General features: G+C 37.6%; 22 protein-coding genes. 12 read left to right on the top strand and 10 right to left on the bottom strand.

Going from position 1 to position 19,662, the window contains the following annotated elements:
* Positions 1 to 9: 9 nt before the first annotated feature.
* Positions 10 to 963, bottom strand: coding sequence for a nitrilase family protein (locus tag H1R81_RS00310; RefSeq protein WP_181838671.1), 954 nt, complete (start codon positions 961 to 963; stop codon positions 10 to 12).
* Between the two features lie 148 nt (positions 964 to 1,111).
* Complete coding sequence (locus H1R81_RS00305; protein ID WP_181838670.1) at positions 1,112 to 3,025, bottom strand: M1 family metallopeptidase; 1,914 nt, start codon at positions 3,023 to 3,025, stop codon at positions 1,112 to 1,114.
* 288 nt (positions 3,026 to 3,313) lie between these two features.
* Between H1R81_RS00305 and H1R81_RS00300 the strand changes: the two genes are divergently transcribed.
* The 4 genes from H1R81_RS00300 to H1R81_RS00285 all read left to right on the top strand — a co-directional run bounded on the left by H1R81_RS00300 (position 3,314) and on the right by H1R81_RS00285 (position 6,110).
* Positions 3,314 to 3,949, top strand: a complete 636-nt coding sequence (locus tag H1R81_RS00300) for a polysaccharide deacetylase family protein (protein ID WP_181839965.1) — start codon at positions 3,314 to 3,316, stop codon at positions 3,947 to 3,949.
* A gap of 72 nt (positions 3,950 to 4,021) precedes the next feature.
* The gene (locus H1R81_RS00295) at positions 4,022 to 4,561 is read left to right on the top strand and encodes a hypothetical protein (protein ID WP_181838669.1); all 540 of its coding nucleotides are present in this window, start codon (positions 4,022 to 4,024) and stop codon (positions 4,559 to 4,561) included.
* Between the two features lie 4 nt (positions 4,562 to 4,565).
* Entirely contained in the window at positions 4,566 to 5,576 is a 1,011-nt protein-coding gene (locus tag H1R81_RS00290; protein WP_181838668.1) for a glycosyltransferase, read from the top strand.
* Positions 5,577 to 5,699: 123 nt separating this feature from the next.
* A complete protein-coding gene (locus H1R81_RS00285; protein WP_181838667.1) occupies positions 5,700 to 6,110 on the top strand; it encodes a globin domain-containing protein in 411 nt (136 codons plus the stop codon).
* On the opposite strand, the gene corA is transcribed toward H1R81_RS00285, so the two are convergent.
* From corA to dusB, 7 genes are all read right to left on the bottom strand, one after another.
* Positions 6,107 to 7,189: a magnesium/cobalt transporter CorA gene (corA, locus tag H1R81_RS00280; RefSeq protein ID WP_181838666.1), complete on the bottom strand. Its 1,083-nt coding sequence runs from the start codon at positions 7,187 to 7,189 to the stop codon at positions 6,107 to 6,109. The two genes, H1R81_RS00285 and corA, sit on opposite strands and share 4 nt — an antisense overlap.
* Positions 7,190 to 7,201: 12 nt before the next feature.
* Complete coding sequence (locus H1R81_RS00275; protein ID WP_181838665.1) at positions 7,202 to 8,623, bottom strand: ATP-dependent RecD-like DNA helicase; 1,422 nt, start codon at positions 8,621 to 8,623, stop codon at positions 7,202 to 7,204.
* Between the two features lie 142 nt (positions 8,624 to 8,765).
* The gene (frr, locus tag H1R81_RS00270; protein ID WP_181838664.1) at positions 8,766 to 9,326 is read right to left on the bottom strand and encodes a ribosome recycling factor; all 561 of its coding nucleotides are present in this window, start codon (positions 9,324 to 9,326) and stop codon (positions 8,766 to 8,768) included.
* A 174-nt stretch (positions 9,327 to 9,500) separates the two neighbouring features.
* Entirely contained in the window at positions 9,501 to 10,217 is a 717-nt protein-coding gene (pyrH, locus tag H1R81_RS00265) for a UMP kinase (protein ID WP_181838663.1), read from the bottom strand.
* An 87-nt stretch (positions 10,218 to 10,304) separates the two neighbouring features.
* Entirely contained in the window at positions 10,305 to 10,805 is a 501-nt protein-coding gene (locus H1R81_RS00260) for an acetyl-CoA carboxylase biotin carboxyl carrier protein subunit (RefSeq protein ID WP_181838662.1), read from the bottom strand.
* An 11-nt stretch (positions 10,806 to 10,816) separates the two neighbouring features.
* Entirely contained in the window at positions 10,817 to 11,710 is an 894-nt protein-coding gene (locus H1R81_RS00255) for an EamA family transporter (protein WP_310588039.1), read from the bottom strand.
* A gap of 18 nt (positions 11,711 to 11,728) precedes the next feature.
* Complete coding sequence (gene dusB, locus H1R81_RS00250; RefSeq protein WP_181838661.1) at positions 11,729 to 12,757, bottom strand: tRNA dihydrouridine synthase DusB; 1,029 nt, start codon at positions 12,755 to 12,757, stop codon at positions 11,729 to 11,731.
* Positions 12,758 to 12,859: 102 nt separating this feature from the next.
* Here dusB and H1R81_RS00245 point away from each other — a divergent pair, with 102 nt between their 5' ends.
* The 3 genes from H1R81_RS00245 to H1R81_RS00235 all read left to right on the top strand — a co-directional run bounded on the left by H1R81_RS00245 (position 12,860) and on the right by H1R81_RS00235 (position 15,015).
* The gene (locus H1R81_RS00245) at positions 12,860 to 13,810 is read left to right on the top strand and encodes a CPBP family intramembrane glutamic endopeptidase (protein WP_181838660.1); all 951 of its coding nucleotides are present in this window, start codon (positions 12,860 to 12,862) and stop codon (positions 13,808 to 13,810) included.
* Positions 13,811 to 13,814: 4 nt separating this feature from the next.
* Positions 13,815 to 13,952, top strand: coding sequence for a hypothetical protein (locus tag H1R81_RS00240; RefSeq protein ID WP_181838659.1), 138 nt, complete (start codon positions 13,815 to 13,817; stop codon positions 13,950 to 13,952).
* Between the two features lie 133 nt (positions 13,953 to 14,085).
* Positions 14,086 to 15,015, top strand: coding sequence for a serine kinase (locus tag H1R81_RS00235; RefSeq protein ID WP_181838658.1), 930 nt, complete (start codon positions 14,086 to 14,088; stop codon positions 15,013 to 15,015).
* Between the two features lie 219 nt (positions 15,016 to 15,234).
* Here H1R81_RS00235 and H1R81_RS00230 read toward each other — a convergent pair whose 3' ends face one another.
* Entirely contained in the window at positions 15,235 to 15,519 is a 285-nt protein-coding gene (locus H1R81_RS00230) for a PqqD family peptide modification chaperone (RefSeq protein ID WP_181838657.1), read from the bottom strand.
* A 400-nt stretch (positions 15,520 to 15,919) separates the two neighbouring features.
* Here H1R81_RS00230 and H1R81_RS00225 point away from each other — a divergent pair, with 400 nt between their 5' ends.
* The 5 genes from H1R81_RS00225 to tsaB all read left to right on the top strand — a co-directional run bounded on the left by H1R81_RS00225 (position 15,920) and on the right by tsaB (position 19,527).
* Positions 15,920 to 16,069 carry a hypothetical protein gene (locus tag H1R81_RS00225; protein ID WP_181838656.1) on the top strand — a complete coding sequence of 50 codons (150 nt, stop codon included), beginning with the start codon at positions 15,920 to 15,922 and terminating at the stop codon, positions 16,067 to 16,069.
* Positions 16,070 to 16,252: 183 nt separating this feature from the next.
* On the top strand, positions 16,253 to 16,663 hold the full coding sequence (locus H1R81_RS27745) for a nucleotidyltransferase family protein (RefSeq protein WP_220275148.1): 411 nt from the start codon (positions 16,253 to 16,255) through the stop codon (positions 16,661 to 16,663).
* Between the two features lie 30 nt (positions 16,664 to 16,693).
* Positions 16,694 to 17,368: a nucleotidyltransferase family protein gene (locus H1R81_RS27740; protein WP_181838654.1), complete on the top strand. Its 675-nt coding sequence runs from the start codon at positions 16,694 to 16,696 to the stop codon at positions 17,366 to 17,368.
* A gap of 136 nt (positions 17,369 to 17,504) precedes the next feature.
* Positions 17,505 to 18,752 (top strand): ABC transporter permease, encoded by a 1,248-nt coding sequence (locus H1R81_RS00210; protein WP_181838653.1) that lies wholly within the window; start codon positions 17,505 to 17,507, stop codon positions 18,750 to 18,752.
* A 70-nt stretch (positions 18,753 to 18,822) separates the two neighbouring features.
* Positions 18,823 to 19,527, top strand: a complete 705-nt coding sequence (gene tsaB, locus H1R81_RS00205) for a tRNA (adenosine(37)-N6)-threonylcarbamoyltransferase complex dimerization subunit type 1 TsaB (RefSeq protein ID WP_181838652.1) — start codon at positions 18,823 to 18,825, stop codon at positions 19,525 to 19,527.
* The last annotated feature ends 135 nt before the right edge of the window (positions 19,528 to 19,662 follow it).

Below are 19,662 nucleotides of genomic sequence, written 5' to 3'. Positions count from 1 at the left end.
CATTATGTTCTATTTATCCATATTCAACCAGACAACTTTCTGTTCTGAAAGGTGTTGCTGTCCGATAATGTCTCTGTATAAATCAGGTCTACGGGCTTTTTTATAACGGTATCCACCAGCTTGTGTCAGTTTTTCAGGTGTAAGTGTTGCTGTTACAAAATCATCGCCTAAAGTTCTGCATTCGGCTATTATATCACCAAAAGGGTCTACTATCATCGAACAGCCGTTTTTCAGCTGGTCGGCATCCATACCAATCGGGTTTGAGAAAATAGCATAGATAGCATTGTCATAAGCTCGGGCTGGTAACCATTTCATCAGCCAGCCTCTTCCCTTCATGCCATCAAATTCCAGCCGTAACGAAGTCGGGTCTATCTCTCTGTTCTCCCACAGCTTAGGATCAACAAATCCTGCCCCCGGACGGGTAGATGGCGTACACATGGTTACGTGTGGCATAAAAATAATATCGGCACCTAATAGTGTAGTAGCTCTTACATTCTCAATCACGTTGTTGTCATAGCAAATCAGAATACCGCATTTCCAGCCATGAATTTCAAATATACAGTATTCATTGCCTGGTGTGATATGTGCATTGATAAAAGGGTGTAGCTTACGGTATCTGGCTATGAGCCCATGCTTATCTACACATACATAGGCTTTAAACAGGTTATCTTCATTGTCTTTTTCAAAAAGGCCTGCTAACACTACAATATCATGTTTCCTGGCAATGGCTATCAATTGCTGAATACTCTCACCATCAGGAATCAGCTCAGCAATTGATAGCATCTGCGGTTTGGTAAAGGGCATAGCAAAGGTGTAGCCCGTAACTGAACATTCATGAAAAGCAATAACCTGTGAACCCTCACGAGATGCTTTTCCGGCTAACTTATCGATAACAGACAGGTTGTAGGCTTTATCGCCGCTTTTGTTTTCAAACTGAGCGGTTGATACTTTCAAATTATTCATTAATCATCAGGTTGGGGTGAATATATTGAGTGATTGTGTGAGTGAGTGATTGAGTGGGCAAAATGTTGAGACTGCTATTATTCGCTAATTCACTATTCACTAATTCATCATTAAAATAATCACTCAATCACTAATTCACTCAATCCCTCTACGCCATGCTTGCCATCCACTGCATCATATTCTGTATCCAGAACATGATTTTCATGGCATACTTTTTAAATGCCAGCGTAGATGGCTCGATGGCTTTGCTGTTATTGTTAAAATTCAGGTCTAATAAGAGTTTATTCTGTGGGTCAACTTTTACTGCACTAATGGCTTTATCAAATTTATAAGTCTTTGATTTTTCCTTACCATTCCATGGTATTATTTCCTGCTTACCATCAGCAAACCAGACTGAAATTTCAGTTGGCAATATCATATCACCCAAACGTTCTACTGTAAACTGCCCCATAACCGAGCTGCCATTTTCAGCATTACTCAATGATTTCAAGGCATAGTCAAGCACAGGAGCTTTATAGAGCACTTGCTCAAAATACCAGTTCATATCATCTCCAAACCTGTTTCCAGTTCGCTCAGGTACTATTTCGTTAACGACATTAATAAAATCTCTGACGCAGGGGTGTTTGAAACGCCACCTGATAAAATAGGTTTGCATTACTTCGTCCATAGTGCTACGGCCTATCATATTCTCTAAAGTTCTAAGCCAGGTAGCTGTTTTGGTATAGGTCATAATACTATAAGTACCTTTAGGATATTGCCATGCATTACGAAATATCTCTGTAATTTTAGGGTTTTTCATAGTAGTATAGCTGATCCTTGAGGTCTCCATATCATTGATAGTAAAGCCTAAAAAATTGACCTGGGCACCTGGTGTATAGTTTTCATCCATTATTCTACCCTCATAATATTGATTGAAGCCTTCATCTAAAAACGATTCTTCAAACTCGTTGGTAGCCAACATTCCCTGAAAATACTGATGCCCAAACTCATGAACCGTTACAATTTCTGGAAATCTCAACCCTTCAGGTAGGCCCCATGATGTACCGCAGGTAATAAAGGTAGGATACTCCATACCCCCTGAACCTGCCCCATTTATAGGCGGGTCAATCAGACTTAAAACCTTATGGGGATATTTACCAAGGTTTTTCTCGAAATAGGTTAAGGCCGTAATAGCCGCCTGAAAGTAGCGTTCGGTAGAACCTGAATGCTCCGGTTGCATTACCGCCTTTATCTTCACGTGTTTCCATTGCCGCTCGCTGATAACAAATCTTGGCGAAGCTGTCCATGCAAAATCATGTACATCTTCTGCCATATAGGTAATTGTTTTGGTGTTATTGGTATGAGGTACTTCGCTCTGAAAAACACCTGTTGCAGCTACCTGAAAATCTTCTGGGACAGTCATGCTAACTTTGTATGTACCGAAATCGGCATAAAACTCAGTGTGTGCATGAAACTGATGGCAGTTCCATTGGCCTTTGATAGCATAGCGTACTCCGGCAGGCTCGTAGACACCAATTTTAGGAAACCACTGCCCAACTAAAAAATAATTATCGGCAAAACCTGTGCGGGCAAATATCTGGGGTAGTTTGGCAGTAAAGTTTATATCTAATGTAATGCTTTCAGCAGGCTTTAAAGGTTTGCTGAGTGGTACACTGATAACGGTTTTGTCATTTTCATTGAGGTCGTCGGTTTGTATAAATCTGATCTTTTTTGTCAGGGTTTCGCCATTGTGTACCTGCATAGATTCAATAGAAATTGCCCCAAAATTAATAGATTCAGAGGCATCAATCATATCGCCACGCAATTGCCCCCCTGACTCTTTCATAAACGTTGAATTCTTGTCTTTGAAGGCATTGAGGTATAGATGAAATTGCAGCTCTGAAATATTATCAGTCGAAGTATTTTTCCAAACCAGTATTTCTTTTCCTTTCAGTGTTTTTTTATCGGCATCTAATACAACGTCAATCGTATAATTGGCAATCCGGTTACTGAGAGGTTTGTTTTGTGCGCTTGCATGAGCAGCCATACAAACAAGTAGACATATACGCAGAAAATGATTCATACAATTGTTTATTAGTGGACTATAAAAAATGACCAGCAGTAGTAAGAATCCGGCTATTTTATTGTTTGCAATTTAGGGAAATTTGGGAAAACTTATTTAAAATTTTCATTCTAAATTAGAAAATCTGAGAGACAGCGAATAAATTCGCTGTTGTAAGATAACAAAGATAGCGTTTATATAATACCGACCTAAGTCGGCAAAATATAGTGCATTCCTATGGTATTTTATCCAACTATCACCGAAGGACTGATTTATCAGGCGAAAACACTTTTTAGTAGAAATCACCCAATGATTCTTCACAAAACAAACTTTCTTATGCGGGCTTTGTATCCTGATTTTGTCTGGAGAAAAGACAGACAGGAGAAGACCATTTATCTGACCTTTGACGATGGTCCGGTTCCTGAAATAACAGAGTTTGTTCTGGAAACTTTAGGCAGGTTCAATGCCAAAGCTACCTTTTTCTGTATTGGCGATAATATCAGGAAACACCCATTTATTTTTGAAAAAGTTATTAACGAAGGGCATACAGTCGGCAACCATACTTTTAATCATCTGAAAGGCTGGGATACCAGAAACGAGGAATATTTATCTAATATAAAACAATGTGATACAGAAATTAGTAATAAAATAATACAAGCACAAAACAGCAAAAAGCTTTTCAGACCACCTTATGGCCGGATTAAACGTAGTCAGGTCAGGGACTTGCTACCTGAATATGACATTATTATGTGGGATGTGCTGACTGCCGACTATGATGCCCATTTATTGCCGGAGACCGTCTTAACAAAAGCCTTAAAATATACAGAGAACGGTTCAATTGTAGTTTTTCATGATAGTATCAAGGCAAACAAAAACATGAGTTTTGTTTTGCCAAGATTTCTTGAATACTTTTCTGAAAGAGAATTTCGTTTTCAATCAATTTAAATGCCTTTTGCACAATAATTGAGCAAAACATTTATACTGTATATTCATTTAGAACCATAAACAGCTTTTATCATGAAAATAACAAAAGAGGTTTTAATAACGTTGTTATCAATCATAACCACATTTCAGGCGTATAGCCAGACTAAATTCACAGAACAAAAAGCAGGTCATATCTATCATGTGTCAGTACCTGATTATATGACAAAATCGGTAACACTAAATGATGTAGCTACAATGCAATACATCAATTCTGCCAAAAATGCCTATCTTGTTATCATCGACGACTCCAAAGAAGAATTAGAAATGAAAGGAATCAAGTTTGCTTCCTTAAAAGATTTTCATGACGACAACATCAAACACCTGAAAGGTGAAGAAAATGACCCTGTAGAGTCTAAAGCCACGGAGTTTGAAATAAATGGCAATAAATTTTATCAGTCTGAACTCAGTGTAAACTTTAAAGAAAAAGATGACCTTGAAGTTAAAATTACCTACCTGATAACATATGTAGAAACCAAAGGCTATTATTACCAGATTTTGTGCTGGTCGTTGAGTTCGGAATACAAAAATTTATTGGCCGATTTTAAAAAGATTTCTGCCAGTATCAGAGATTAAATGCATGAATGCACCAAAAGTAAGTATCCTGATTGCAGCCCGCAATGAAGAAAACAACATACCTGATTTATTACGCTCGCTCAGTTGCCTGAGCTACCCTAAGGAAAAAACACAGATATTAATCGGGAACGATGGTTCGACTGATAAAACTGCTGAATTAACTGAGGATTTTATAGCTGCTTTGAGTGAGCTTGAAAAAAGTATGTTTAAGGTACTGACTATTGAAAAAAGTATAGCTGGATTAAGAGGTAAAGCCAATGTATTGGCCCAATTGGCGCATCATGCCACAGGAGAATACTTTGCGCTGACAGATGCTGATGTAGAAGTACCCCCGGATTGGCTTGAAAAAATGCTTGCGCTCATACATACCCCCGGATCGAATAAAAAAGCAGGTGTGGCCACAGGGCTTACTTTAGTAAAGAATGATAACTGGTTTGAAGCATGCCAGGCTATTGAATGGTTATTTGCTCTTAAATTAATGAAAACCATGACCGAGTATCGTTTACCCTCTACAGGTATGGGTAATAATATGATGGTTACAAAAGATGCCTATTGGGCTGTAGGTGGTTATGAAACCATCGGGTTTTCGATAGTAGAAGATTATGCCCTGTACAAAGCGATTATTGACAAAGGTTTTGATTTTAAACAGGGGTTTGACGCTTCTGTTATGACAGTTACCAAACCCCCGCCCAACTATTTTGAACAGCGCAAAAGATGGGTAGCCGGAGGGATTTCTACCGGGTCAATTCTGATTTATCCGGCCTTATTGCAGGGTTTTGCGCTACCCATCTTAATTACTGTCAGCTTTTTTGTATGGCAGATTCCATTCATCGTTGTTGGATTTAATTTACTGGTTAACGTCTTATTAGGCTATCAGATTTTTGTCCGATTGGGTCAACTGCGTTTATTCAGATATATTCCTGTTTATACTGCTTATATGTACGTGTTCTGGTTTCTGCAACTGATGGGTTATTTTCTACCTACCCGATTGGTATGGAAAGGCCGGAATTATTGAAAGGAGACCTTTACGATTTATCTCTCTATCGCTACCTTTCGACCCATTTTTTCGCTGGTTCAATAAGTTTGATTAGGATTAAAGACTGAAAATCTTAAACTTTAGGCAAAAAATTTGTGGTGTATGACAAACGAGCAAGTAAGAATGATTAAAAGTACCTGGAGGAGTTTACAGGGAGTTGACCCTACCTTGTTAGGAGATGTATTTTATAGCCGTTTGTTTTTGAAAGAACCCTCATTGCGTAAAATGTTTCAGGTTCCGAAAGAAGTACAGGCTAAGAAATTAATCGATATGCTCGATTTGATTGTAAGCAGGCTGGACCGATTAGATGAGGTAAGCGAAGATATCAGGCAATTAGCTGAAAGACATATAGGCTATGGTGTAAAACCCAAACATTATGAAGATGTAGGCAAAGCCTTATTGTGGACCATCAGTAAAGGTTTGGGTAAAGACTGGAATAAGGAGGTAGAGACTGCCTGGACTGCGTGTTATGCTTTACTAACAGGTGCCATGTTAGATGCAGTTAGTGACTAAACGTATTTCTTCCATTTAAAATATACCCAAAGTACAATGGTTATCATCACCATCAGGCCTAATGTATAAAAATAGCCATGCTGATGATGTAGCTCAGGCATATTGTCGAAATTCATTCCGTAGATACCTACAATAAAAGTAAGCGGCATAAAGATAGCCGTGAAAACCGTAAGCGTTTTCATGACAGAATTCATTTTATTGCTAAGGCTTGTCAGGTAAATATTCTGGATATTCTCAATCATTTCCCTGTAGGTTTCAATAGTATCCAATATTTGCAGAACGTGGTCGTACACATCTCTCAGATATACATTGGTGCTTGCCTGAATGAGTGGAGAATCTTCTCTGATAAGTGTACCAAACATATCTCTCAGGGGTAAGACGGCTTTACGAACTGTCATTAACTCTCTTTTAAAACGATACAGGAGTGTCTGGTCTGTAGTTTCAGGTTTATCAATAATTTTCACCTCAAGTTCTTCCAGTTTTTCTCCGAATTTCTCTAATACCACAAAATAGTTGTCGACAATCAAATCACAGAACGAGTAGAAAAGATAATCCGCTTTACCTTTACGGGTTTTCCCTATAGATGCCTTTAATCTTACAAAAACTGGAGCAAATACATCTGTTTTATGAATTTCCTGAAAACTGATCACAAAGCTTTCACCAAGAATAAGTCCAACGTGTTCTGATTCAATCTGGTTTAATACCGGATTAAACTGTAACATTTTCAGAATCGTAAACAGGTGTTTATCACCAAAGTGTTCTAATTTTGGTTTCTGTTCTGTATTCAATACGTCTTCCTGCAATAGTGGATGCAACTGATAATGCTTGCCTATGGCTTCAACTGCCGGCACTTCATGTATTCCATCGACATCGAGCCAGGTCACTTTAGTATCTTTTAGCGCAGGTTTACAATCATTAAGAACCTTGATAATTTTTTCCTGATAAAACTCTTCATTAAATTCAACCAATTTAATAACTGTATCTTCGGCTACTTCTTTGCCAACATAAACGAGTGTTCCAGGCGAGGTAAAAGCCTTTTTATCTTTATAATTGCCGTGTTTTTTATGATTTCTACCCATAGTTATCAACAATTACTCAAAAAAATCTTTATTAAAATTAACCAGAAAAACCTGCTTTACGCTCCTGGTAATAGCCGTATAAAGCCACCGTATAAAGTCATTATCAATCTGTGTCTCAGGTAAGTATCCCTGGTCTACAAATACGGCATCCCATTGCCCCCCTTGTGATTTATGACAGGTGAGTGCGTAGGCAAACTTTACCTGCAAGGCATTCAGATAAGGGTCGGCTTTCAGCATTTCCTGCCGTTCCCGCTTCGATTTTACCCAGAAATAATCTTTCATTACACTTTCATACAAAGCCTTGTTTTCTTCTGGTGTGAGGGTTGGGGCATTGGAATAAAGCGTATTCAGAATGAGTTTTGAATCAAATTCAGGTTCATCAGGATAGTCTACCAAGCGTAAGGTGGCATTGACAAACCTGAAACCGTGCATCTCTTCTTCTTTTCGTAGTTTCACTACCTCTACAAAATCACCATTGGCAAGAAACCCTGCTTTTGAATCCTCTCCTAAAATGGTATAGTTATTCCGAACCACCATCAGCATATCGCCGTTTTCTATCTCGTTTTCGGAATAATTAATGGTATTTCTGATATAACGATTATACTGCACAGCCGTTTTATTAGAGCGGGTTATAATTGTTGTATTTTCACGGCCATATTTATCATAGGCATAACGAAGGCCATCTTCCAGCCTGTCGCCACTCATTTTATAAAAGTCGCTAAAGCCTCCGGTTGATAAACGGATAGCGGGATTTTCAACGTCTAACAATTTCCTGAGTTCGGTAGCATTGAATAATATACCCGACTGCTGTTCCTGGCGCATGACTTCGGTGAGGCAATGCTCGGTTAAATCTGTATGATAGCGGTTTTTCAGGTGGTCGGCATTCAGGGCAGGGCTTACTGCCATTTTTACGGGTGGAAGCTGGGCTTCATCACCAATGAGCAGGAGCTTGTTGGTATCCTGTTCAAACACATAATCTAACAGATCATGTAGCAGGCTATTTGTACCAAAATCTCTTTCGTCAGAAATCATCGAGGCTTCATCAACAATATACACTGTTCCCTCACTATTGTTTTTCATACGTTCAAAAACAAGCGTGCCTGTATAAGTATTTTCAACTTGCCGATAGATTTTTTTGTGGATTGTAAAGGCGTTCTTTTTGGCATAGCCCGACATCACTTTAGCGGCCCGCCCGGTTGGAGCCATCAACACCGATTTATAACCAAACTCTCTTAAAACCTTGATTAAGGTATTGATAAACGTAGTTTTTCCGGTACCTGCATAGCCTTTCAGCAAGAATACATCTCTGAATTTTTCTTCATTCAGAATAAATTCATTCATCAATTCAAACAATTTCGCTTGTCCGGGTGTGGGTGTAAAAGGGAATTTTTTAAATAATCTTTCAGAGGGCTTTATTTCCGGATCGAGATTCATTGACAAAGACACGTTAATTTTATGCAAAGTAAACAGATGAAATTGGGTAATGGTATTTTTGGGGGGATAAATTCTATAGACCTCAAACAAAAAAGCCTACCAATGGCAGGCTTCCTGTTTATTGGAATAACATAATTTCTGATTACACACTCATAATATCTCTTTCTTTTTCAGCCATTAACTGTTCAGCTTTCTGAATATAGCTGTCAGTCAGTTTTTGTACTCTTTCTTCTGCTTTTTTCACCTCATCTTCTGAGCCACCGTCCTTTTGAATTTTCTTTAATTCTTCGTTCGCTTCCTGACGTACCTTACGGATATTTACACGAGCTACCTCAATTTCAGACTTTACTCTTTTTACTAAATCACGGCGACGCTCTTCTGTTAATGGCGGGATATTCAAACGGATAACTTCACCATCATTGGCCGGTGATAAACCCAGGTTTGAGTTAATAATGGCACGCTCTAAATCACCGATTAATTTTCTTTCAAAGGGCTTGATAGAAATGGTGCGTGCATCAGGGGTGCTTACTGACGAAACCTGGTTCAAAGGTGTAGGCACACCATAATATTCAACCATGATACCATCGAGCATGGTTGTACTGGCTCTTCCGGCTCTGATTTTTGATAGTTCAATCTGGGTATGCTTCAAGGCACGTTCCATCGTGTCTTTCGACATATCAATTACAAGATCTATTTCTTCCATATTATGTTTAAATTGAGTGATTGTTCTGAACGCTAATTTGACTGATTAACCTGATTATACTAATTCTTAAAGGATAGATATTTTTAATTATTTAATCAGGTTCTTAAAATTTAAATAATCAAAGCAGTTATTAAATCAGGTAAATTAGAGTTCAATACATTTATTCAATGATTATTATTCGCTTACTAAGGTTCCGATATCTCCGCCTGTTACTACTTTCATCAGATTTCCTGCCTGGTTCATGTCAAAAACTACAATTGGCATTTTGTTTTCTTTACAAAGGGCAAAGGCTGTCAGGTCCATTATTTTCAGGTTTTTATTAATGGCCTCATCATAGCTTATCTGCTTATAACGGGTAGCTGACGAATCTTTGCGTGGGTCGGCTGTGTAAACCCCATCTACACTTGTGCCTTTTAATAATAAATCTACCCCTAATTCATTGGCTCTTAAAGCACCGCCCGAATCGGTAGAGAAATATGGGTTACCTGTACCTGCTCCCAAAATCACTACTCTTCCTTTTTCGAGATGGCGAATAGCTCTGCGACGGATAAACGGCTCTGCTACCTGCTCTACCTTGATAGCCGAAAGTAATCGGGTTACTAATCCGATTGACTCTAAAGCACTTTGAATAGCCATCCCGTTAATTACGGTAGCCATCATTCCCATGTAGTCGCCCTGCTCACGTTCAATACCTGAATTGGCGCTTGCGCCACGAAAAATGTTTCCACCGCCTATCACAATTGCTACCTGACAGCCTGCATCGACAACGGCTTTAATTTCCTTTGCATACTGTGCAAGGATGTCTGTATTAATAATCTGGCTTTTATCTCCGCCATTCAAGGCTTCGCCGCTCAATTTTAAGAGGATTCTTTTGTATTTCAGTTGGTTCATAGTTTATGATTTGGGCGTAAAATTAAATATTTGTCTCAATCAATCAAAAAAATACCCTCTTTGTCTAAAGAGGGTAGATAATAAATATCATTCAAATTCCATAATAACCTGATTCTTCTCAACGGTCTCACCCGTCTTTACTTTAATACTCTTCACTGTACCATCACCTGTTGCCTTAATGGCATTTTCCATCTTCATGGCTACCAATATCAATAAAATATCTCCTTTTTTCACTTCGTCATTTACCTGTACTTTCATTTCATAAATCAAGCCGGGCATTGGTGCTTTCAGGTCATTCAATTTTGCTGATTTAGTATTACTCATCCCCATTTTTTCCAGGAGCAAATCAGTTCGGTCTTTCAGATTTACGGAATGAATCCTATCACCAAGCTTCAGCCGGAAAGTTTTTTCGGCATAGTTTGCTTCAACTACCTCTACATTGTAAGACTTACTATCTTTCAGAATATGAAAATCCTTGTCGGAAATCGTCTTCAAATCCCATTCAAAAGGTTCATTATTCAACAATATAGTACCTTTTTCTTCTGAAATCTCAAATGTTTCCTTATCGTTGATGATAGCTTTTAGCATAGGTCAGAAGTTTATTTTTTATTGATCAGATATACTCCCACTAAAATAATACTCATTCCGAAATAATGGTTTAGAGAAATCGGCTCGCCATCCAGAAAACCCATCATTGTTGCCACTACAGGAATCAGGTAGGTAACAGAAGAGGCAAAAACCGGAGACGCAATTTGCAAAATATAATTAAAAATAATAGCAGCAACGCCCGAATTTATTGCACCTAACAAAATAACCAAAAACAAAGGATTAATAGCATGAGTATTGATTCTTGACAAAAAATCTGTAGAAAAGAGTGTAATGCCTGCTAAAACAGCTACGCCGCAGAGTGTCCAGGCACTCAAAAGAACCGGATTAATGGTGCTCAGGTACTTGCCCGTAATATTTACATTGAAGCCGTACATCAAGGCAGATAAAATTACCAGCAAAGCATAAGGATTATTGAATGACAGCCCATCTTTACTGACTGAAAGAATGAGGATAATGCTCCCAACAAATCCTAAAATCAGGCCAAACACCTGCGATCGTCTGATAATCTGCTGAAAGAAAAGTGCGCCGACAATTAATACAAATAAAGGTGTAGCCGAATTGAGTGTACCGATTAATGAGCTATTGACTTTAGTGCCTGCCAGAGCGAATAAAAAAGCGGGTAACAGATACCCAAGGAAGCCCGAAGCCACAAAATATCTGGTTTTTTCTTTAGGGTACTCTTTCCGGCGACTGATGATCAAGGGTAAAAAAACCAAACCTGCCGACATAATTCTTAATGCCCCTATCTGCACAGGTGTGAAAGTAGGAAGGGCTTTTTTCATGATTAAGAAAGAAGATCCCCACATAGTAGCCAACAGGCAAAGCAGTAGCCAGGCAATAATGGTTTTGTTCTGGGTAGTAGTAGTTGTTGATGTTGAGTTCACTTATAAAGTGGTAATATATTAGTCTACACCTGCGTATTCTACTTTAATGAACTGTTTCTCTACGATGAATCCGGCAAAAATAACCGGAATTTCGTTGAGAATATCCATGATTTCGTTGATGTCTAATGATTGCACCAAGCGCATTCTGTGTTCTTTGAAATTTGGTAATCCTTTGAAATAATTGCTGTAATGGCGGCGCATTTCTAATATACCTAATCGCTCGCCTTTCCATTTAATAGAGAAAGTAAGGTGTTTTCTGGCTGCCTCAACTCTTTGTTCAATAGATGGAGCAGAAAGTTTTTCGCCAGTAGCAAAATAATGTTTGATTTCGTTGAAAATCCAGGGATAACCAATTGCGGCACGGCCAATCATGATACCATCTATCCCGAAACGATTTCGGTATTCTAAGGCTTTTTCAGGTGAATCAATGTCTCCATTACCAAAAACAGGGATTTTTATACGAGGATTCTCCTTGATTCTGGCAATCAATGTCCAGTCGGCTTCACCTTTATACATCTGTGCGCGGGTACGGCCATGCACGGTCAAAGCCTGAATCCCAACATCTTGCAGGCGTTCGGCTACTTCTTCTACATTTTTAGTTTCTTCGTTCCAGCCCAATCGGGTTTTCACGGTTACAGGTAAATGCGTAGCTTTTACTACTGCGGCAGTCATTTCAGTCATTTTAGGGATATCCTGCAATAATGCTGCTCCTGCTCCTCTACAAGCTACGTTTTTTACAGGGCATCCATAATTAATGTCAATCAGATCGGGGTGCGCATTGGTAGCAATTCTGGCACATTCGCCCATTGTTTCTACATCACTGCCAAATAACTGAATGCCTATTGGGCGTTCGTACTCAAAAATATCCAGTTTCTGTACACTTTTGGCGGCATGACGAATGAGTCCTTCTGACGAAATAAATTCAGTGTACATCAAATCGGCTCCGTTTTCTTTGCAGACTAATCTGAACGGAGGGTCACTGACATCTTCCATTGGTGCCAGTAAAAGCGGAAATTCTCCTAATGATATATTACCTATTTTAACCAAAATCTAAAATTGAATTAGTGAATTCACAAATAAGTGAATAATTTTACTGCAAATTTATCGAATTTTGCGCAAACTCTGCTATATTCAAAATAAACAGTAATTATGAAAAATAATTCCACGATGTATTTTACAAGTAAGGAAAACGCTGCTGCACCATCAATTCTGATTCTATTAGGTCTTTTTTTAGTGAATTTCATCGTAGCTGGAACTATACTTCAGTTTGGTGTTATGACAGCTTTTGGAGGCTCTTTCGAGGATATAATGAAGGTCAGCGGAGGAGATTATCAGCATTTCCCGAATGCATGGTTAAGCATGGTATTAGGTCAGGGTTTGGGTTCGTTTGTGGGTTTTATCGGAACATCTTGGTTTTATTGGAGAATAATCGAAAAAAAACAATGGAGTGGTTTAAACTTCAGACCTTTACCCAATATCAGGATATTCTTAATGATTATACTCATTGAGGTAGTTTTTATGGGCTTTAATGGCTGGTTGCAGGAACTGAACCAGAACTTTGTTTTTCCTGAATCTATGAAAGGGTTGGAAACAGTGCTCAAAAGTATGGAAGAGCAATTAGCCAAAGCAACCAGGTTTTTTACCACTTTCACCTCTTTTTGGCAATTTATTCTGGCCTTTATCGTAATTGCTGTCATAGCAGGCGTTGGAGAAGAATTATTGTTCAGAGGTTTGCTGATGCGCAAATTGTTATTAGGTACTAAGAATATCCATGTGGCTATCTGGCTGGCCGGATTCATTTTTGCATTTATTCACTTTCAATTTTATGGTATCTTGCCCCGGATGATGTTAGGGGTTTTATTTGGGTATTTGTATTACTGGACAGGAAATATCTGGGTACCTATCATTGCCCACATTTTCAATAATGGTCTGGCTATTGTTGTTATGTATCTGTATAATTTAGGAATAGTAAAAACCGACCTCGAAAGTATAGACCATGTACCTATGCCTATTGTTCTTTTTTCTTTGGTGGCAACTATTGGTCTGTTGTTTTTGTTCAGAAATTATGTAGAATCAAAAACTATTGAATCTCAATCATAACAACATGGAAAACCAAAACCAAAGTAAATTTAAAGTCTGGTTCAAAAGGCTGGGATGGGCAGGTTTTTTCTTTTTTTTGATTAAGGGTTTACTCTGGCTGATTATCCCCTACCTGATAGCCAAAGGTTTTCTGAGTAAATAACAATTTTCTAATTACTACCAAACAGATACTTCTACCTGATAAATGATCAGCTTTGATGAGAAAACTTAGATTATTTGCTTTTAGCTTTTATCTTTGTCAAGTATATAATACGCCTACCTCTTTATAATACACCATGAATTATTATTTTGCTTATGGACTAAGTATAGCCACTGACATTAGTTTCCCGGAATTGTTTGTGATACCCTTTACTGCTGCTCCTGATGTAAGTGTTTCTATTGGAAAAGTCCCTGCTCACCTGCTCGAAAAAACTAAAGACCACCCCTTAAATATTTTTATTTCTCCGACCGAATACTTATTACCTTTAGGTACTATTGCTCATTATTATGCTGCTAATGGTAATGAGGTAATTATAGAGCCTTTGCCTGATGCTGACGAAAAAAGTATCAGACTTTTTTTTCTTTCCAATGCTATGGCTGCAATTTTATATCAGCGCAGACTTGTTCCTATGCATGCCTCGGCTATTTATACTAACGACGGTATTGTTTTGTTCATGGGCGACTCTGGTGTTGGCAAGTCAACCACTGTGGCTACATTGCAGGCCAAGGGGCATCGTATTTTTTCGGATGATATTTGTGTGCCAGTGCAAGAAGATGGTATTTTAAAAGCGTTTGCGGCTTATCCTATGATGAAATTATGGAAAGATACTTTTGAAAAAGTTGATTTAGGGAATTATAATGAAGAAAACAGAATAAGACCAGAGTTAGAGAAATATCACAAGTCTTTTGCCGAATCATTTGATATACAGTCCCAACCAATCAAATGCATTTTTATTATAGAGAAAGATTCTTCTTTGAATACTGATTTAGTCCGTTTTGTTTCTATTCAAGGAATAGAAGCATTTAAACATCTGCAATACTATGCATACCGGTTATTTTATATTGAGGAGATGGGTTTAAAAAAACTATATTTTGAATTACTAAGTAAGCTTTCCGGTCAGATTCCCGTCGTATTAGTCAGTAGACCTGCTGATAATACTACCTTTTATAATTTAACTGATACTATTGAATCACTCATAGATAAACTTAGTATCGAATCTAATTAGCTCATTTATTAATTAAAAAATATATAACTCTGAAACCCCTGAACCCGTAATGGCTTGTTTTGAAATAATTCTGACCTATAAACCAGGTGTGTACTCCTATCAGATAAGACTTGCTCACCTGAAACATTGAGGTTGATATTACCTAAATCATAAAAATAACCTTATTAAAACTATAATAATTGCCCAAATCAAGCACCAACTAAAAACACAATATATTCTTTAATTTTCTACAATCTTAATCATTTTTTCACCAATCATTTTATTAATATAGGGCAAGGTTTCATCAATACATTGTTTCTCAGCTACTTCATAAATATCCATCAATTTTTTTACTAATGCCTCAAAGCTAATGGGTTCTTGTAACAAATGCCAGATTTCGGTTCCTACAGTATTTAATCCTATAAAATCGCCATTCGTTACATTCATCATCACTGCTTCTTCGCCCAGATTATTTACGGTGTATTGTTCTTCGTTCCGTCTTAACTTTGTTGCTAAATCAATCATTTTATTCTGTGATTTTAATATCCAATATGACCCTTGTAATATGTGAGTTCCTACTCTGGCAATATGATAAATTTTCAGCATTTAACTATCAACCAATAGATAAAAAATTCAAATACTATTGTTTCTTACGTTAGAAAACTGTAAGATTATACCCTGAAATATTTTACCTTACATTATCAAATATTACTATTTTGAAAACTGCCAATTTAACACTGCCACTTAACACTAATACCTTAAAAAAGGTTTGGCAACCCCCTCAATTTGAGTTGATTGAGATAAAATCAACACCAGAAAAGATGCTTTTAAAAGATTTTATCCGCCTTGATCCTCATGCATCTTAATCGTATGTAACTTAAACCATTTTATTAAAATCATTTTTTAACCTAATCATTTTATCATTTTGACAACTCCTCGTTTCTCTCAAAAACCAGCCACCTCAAAAAAAATGTGGATTGCTCCATCGTTGGAGATTATTGAAATAAAATCAAAAACTGCTTCTAAACTTATACCTGGAGCTAATTATCTCGACCCTCATGGAACAGCATCTTAAGATGTAAGTTTTAGTTAACCATAGCTTACAGTATTAAAAACAGGCATTGCTATAGATGAATTTTTAAAATGGCAATGCCTATTATCACAAATACTTCAATTAAAATATTTTTCTTCTCTGATTTACCGGAAAATGCTTTCTTTCGAACTCCAGCTTTTATTAGAATGTTGCAAAGTAAGTTTATTGCAAAAATCGGACAGTAATCTTTCAGCACTCCTTAAGACCCAGAAAATTAACTGGAAAAGAGTACAGAAAATGCTTGAGTTTCATAGCATAAAACCTACTGTTTATCTTGCTTTGAAAAATGCTTCTGCAGAAAAAATCGATGCCGATTTTTTTGGTCAGCTTAATAGAGAAGTCAAAGTAAAAAGTGCCCATAATATATTTATGGTTGCTGAGATTGAGAGAATTAAAGCGCTTTTTAACAAGCATCAGATTCAAGCAATTCCTTACAAAGGGCTAACCTGGAGCAAGGAATTATACAAGAAGATATTCAGAGAAGGCAATGACATGGATTTTCTGATTGATAAAAATAAAGTTTTTGATGCTCTGAAATTGCTAAAAGAAGATGGGTATCGGCTTCGTCATTTATAGGAATATTCAAAAAAATATACTGATGAAGATTTGCTTAGGGCATTAATTGAAACTGAAAGGGTTGAAATACCTTTGATTAAAGAAAATGCATATAAATATCTTTTCAGATTTGATTTTCACTGGGAATTACTGATGAAACCCTTTGCTTACGGCTTTGATAGCTCCGAATTATTTACTGACAAATTCGGTGAACAAGAAAAGCTTTTACTGATGATTGTTGTGCATAATGGTAAAAAAGAGGTCTGGACAAAACTGAAATATATTTGTGATTTATTACTCTTTGTGCATCAGTATGGTCAGAATTTTGATTGGGATTCATTTTTTACCAAGCTTAATAATCAATCAATTGAAAAGAGTTTGTTAAAAGGCCTGGCCTTAGTTAATTTTTTTGAACCCCTGCAAAACTTAACTACTATTAACCGTGAAATATCTGAAGCCACCACACTAAATATTTCGTTTTGGGAAAAAGCCGTGCCCTATGAAATAAGTAAAAAAGCAAGATTTGATTTTTACAGATTAAAATTTATTTATCATAAAAACATTAAAGAGTCTTATTCGTGCCTAACGGAGTTTATCAAGTACTTATCTTATCCGAATCCGCATGGTAACAGGCTGATAGTGTTTCCTAAATCTTACAAGTTATTAAATCTGTCGAGTACTGTATTAAGTTATCTGTATTTTAATACATTTAAGAGAAAAAACTAAGCCATATATCCTCATTTTTTACCGTTAGTTGAGTAAATGCTGCTAATCAGCCTTTTTTATTTTTTTTATCCTCAGAAGAATTTTACTTTCGTTTGTCGAAATCTACTCCTTTACGCAATCATTCAATCTTAGATTCATGATAAAGTTTTTCTTTTTAGCATTTGAGAGTTTCCGATTTGCCGGACAGGCACTCCGTGAGAATCTGCTTCGTACAATATTATCACTTCTGGGTGTAACTGTAGGTATTTTTTCTATTATAGGGGTATATACTATGGTAGACTCACTTGAAGCAAATATCAAGAACAGCCTTAACTCAATTGGTACAAATGTAATCTATGTACAGAAATGGCCCTGGTTATTTACGAATGGGGATTATCCGTGGTGGAAATACTTCATGCGCCCCGAGCCTAAATATGATGAGTTCAAATATCTGAGGGATAATCTTGAAAATGCACAGGCGGGTGCCATGATGGATTTTGCAGGAGACGTAACCTGTCGTAAAAACAGCAATAGCATCAATGCTTTATGCCAGGGTATTACCTATGAGTTTAATGAGATTACAGAAGTACCTATTATTGACGGTCGTTATTTTGCGCCGCAGGAAATTGAATCAGGCAAAAATGTGGCTATACTGGGTGCTACAATTTCAGAGGCGTTGTTTCCTGATTCTGACCCTATCGGGCAGACATTTAAAATGAAAGGGCAAAATCTGACAGTGATTGGGGTACAGGAGAAAAAAGGGGCACAGATAGCCGATTTTGGCGGTGCACCTGACGAGAAGGTGATTATTCCATTTCTGGCCCATAAAAGAATTTTTTCGTCAGGAGAACTAACAGGTGATATTGTTTTTAAAGGTTATGAAGAGGATGAAGGGCTCTATGAGCTTGAGGGAGAGATAACAGGTCTATTACGAACCAAAAGGGGTTTAAAACCATCTCAGGAAGACAGTTTCGCTCTAAATCGCCCGGAAGCAGCAGCACAGGCTCTTGGCCAACTGTTTGGCACATTACGGGCAAGTGGGTTTATTATAGGTTTATTTTCACTCCTAATAGGTGGGTTTGGTATAGCCAATATCATGTTTGTATCGGTTAAAGAACGTACCAATATTATTGGCATTCAAAAATCTCTGGGAGCAAAAAACTACTTTATCCTGTTTCAATTTTTATTTGAGTCTATATTTCTATGCATTCTTGGTGGTCTGGGTGGAATATTGCTTGTATATTTATTAAGTTTCTTGCCTTTAGGTTCATTAGATATTGTGTTGAGCTACAGCAACATTGTTTTTGGGCTCTTTATTGCCAGTAGTATTGGTATCATTTCGGGGGTCATTCCAGCCTGGCAGGCCGCCCGAATGGATCCTGTAATTGCTATCAGAAGTAAATAAATCTTAAAATATGAATGCCTTATGGCACGATTGAGTAATTTTGCATTTCAAAAAATTGCTCAATCGTGTAATGGCTATTATCCTTAGTATTGAAACTTCTACCAAAGGCTGCTCGGCGGCTATCCATCAGGATACTCAATTAGTCGCTTTGAGCGAGTTATTCCATGAAAAATCTTCTTCTGGAATGCTTACCTCTTTAATTCAGCATGTTGCGAAAGTTTCAGGCCTTGATTTTCAAGCCATTGATGCCGTTGCCGTTGCTAAAGGCCCTGGCTCTTACACAGGTTTGCGCATAGGTGTTTCAACGGCCAAGGGCTTGTGTTTCACGCTGGATAAGCCCTTACTTGCCGTAAATACGCTACGGGGTTTAGCATGGCAGGTTCATAAGATAGCACAATTGGTCAGTGGTAATGAAATACCTTTGCTTTGTCCTATGCTTGATGCCCGCCGTATGGAAGTCTATTGTGCTTTGTACCGAGCAGATACATTGGAACAGGTATCATCAACCGAAGCCAGAATCATTGATGAAAACGCGTTTGAAGAGATATTAGAAACGCAGAAAATAATTTTCTTTGGTGATGGAGCAGCCAAGTGTAAAGATGTTTTAGGGAAATATTCAAATGCTGTTTTCTTAGAGCAAACTATCAATCCATCAGCGAGAAGTATTGGGGTATTGGCTCATGAAGCCTACCAGCAAAGTCAATTTGAGAATGTTGCTGATTTTGAGCCTTACTATCTGAAAGAGTTTATGACTACAACCCCTAAGAAGAATTAGTACGGCAATCTTACACTCGCAAGAATACAGGTTTACCACGCTTAAACATTCAGAAATCCATCTACTGAATTTGTAAACAGGGTAAGACTTATATATCAAAAATAAGCGTGCCACGCCCTTTCTCTTCAGAGTGGA

Source organism: Emticicia sp. BO119 (assembly GCF_013912375.1).
In the GTDB taxonomy this organism is placed as follows: Bacteria; Bacteroidota; Bacteroidia; order Cytophagales; family Spirosomataceae; genus Emticicia.
Note: the sequence above shows the minus strand (reverse complement) of the source record. Positions and strands in the feature narration are given on the sequence as shown.

Bases quoted from the DNA above. Each gene is read 5' to 3' on its own strand.
- H1R81_RS00310 (WP_181838671.1), bottom strand. From the start codon at position 963: ATGAATAATTTGAAAGTATCAACCGCTCAGTTTGAAAACAAAAGCGGC.
- H1R81_RS00285 (WP_181838667.1), top strand. From the start codon at position 5,700: ATGACAAACGAGCAAGTAAGAATGATTAAAAGTACCTGGAGGAGTTTA.
- H1R81_RS00300 (WP_181839965.1), top strand. From the start codon at position 3,314: ATGATTCTTCACAAAACAAACTTTCTTATGCGGGCTTTGTATCCTGAT.
- H1R81_RS00230 (WP_181838657.1), bottom strand. From the start codon at position 15,519: ATGATTGATTTAGCAACAAAGTTAAGACGGAACGAAGAACAATACACC.
- H1R81_RS00260 (WP_181838662.1), bottom strand. From the start codon at position 10,805: ATGCTAAAAGCTATCATCAACGATAAGGAAACATTTGAGATTTCAGAA.
- frr (WP_181838664.1), bottom strand. From the start codon at position 9,326: ATGGAAGAAATAGATCTTGTAATTGATATGTCGAAAGACACGATGGAA.
- H1R81_RS00275 (WP_181838665.1), bottom strand. From the start codon at position 8,623: ATGAATCTCGATCCGGAAATAAAGCCCTCTGAAAGATTATTTAAAAAA.
- H1R81_RS00245 (WP_181838660.1), top strand. From the start codon at position 12,860: ATGAAAAATAATTCCACGATGTATTTTACAAGTAAGGAAAACGCTGCT.
- H1R81_RS00290 (WP_181838668.1), top strand. From the start codon at position 4,566: ATGAATGCACCAAAAGTAAGTATCCTGATTGCAGCCCGCAATGAAGAA.
- H1R81_RS00240 (WP_181838659.1), top strand. From the start codon at position 13,815: ATGGAAAACCAAAACCAAAGTAAATTTAAAGTCTGGTTCAAAAGGCTG.
- H1R81_RS00235 (WP_181838658.1), top strand. From the start codon at position 14,086: ATGAATTATTATTTTGCTTATGGACTAAGTATAGCCACTGACATTAGT.
- H1R81_RS00305 (WP_181838670.1), bottom strand. From the start codon at position 3,025: ATGAATCATTTTCTGCGTATATGTCTACTTGTTTGTATGGCTGCTCAT.
- H1R81_RS00210 (WP_181838653.1), top strand. From the start codon at position 17,505: ATGATAAAGTTTTTCTTTTTAGCATTTGAGAGTTTCCGATTTGCCGGA.
- tsaB (WP_181838652.1), top strand. From the start codon at position 18,823: ATGGCTATTATCCTTAGTATTGAAACTTCTACCAAAGGCTGCTCGGCG.
- pyrH (WP_181838663.1), bottom strand. From the start codon at position 10,217: ATGAACCAACTGAAATACAAAAGAATCCTCTTAAAATTGAGCGGCGAA.
- corA (WP_181838666.1), bottom strand. From the start codon at position 7,189: ATGGGTAGAAATCATAAAAAACACGGCAATTATAAAGATAAAAAGGCT.
- H1R81_RS00295 (WP_181838669.1), top strand. From the start codon at position 4,022: ATGAAAATAACAAAAGAGGTTTTAATAACGTTGTTATCAATCATAACC.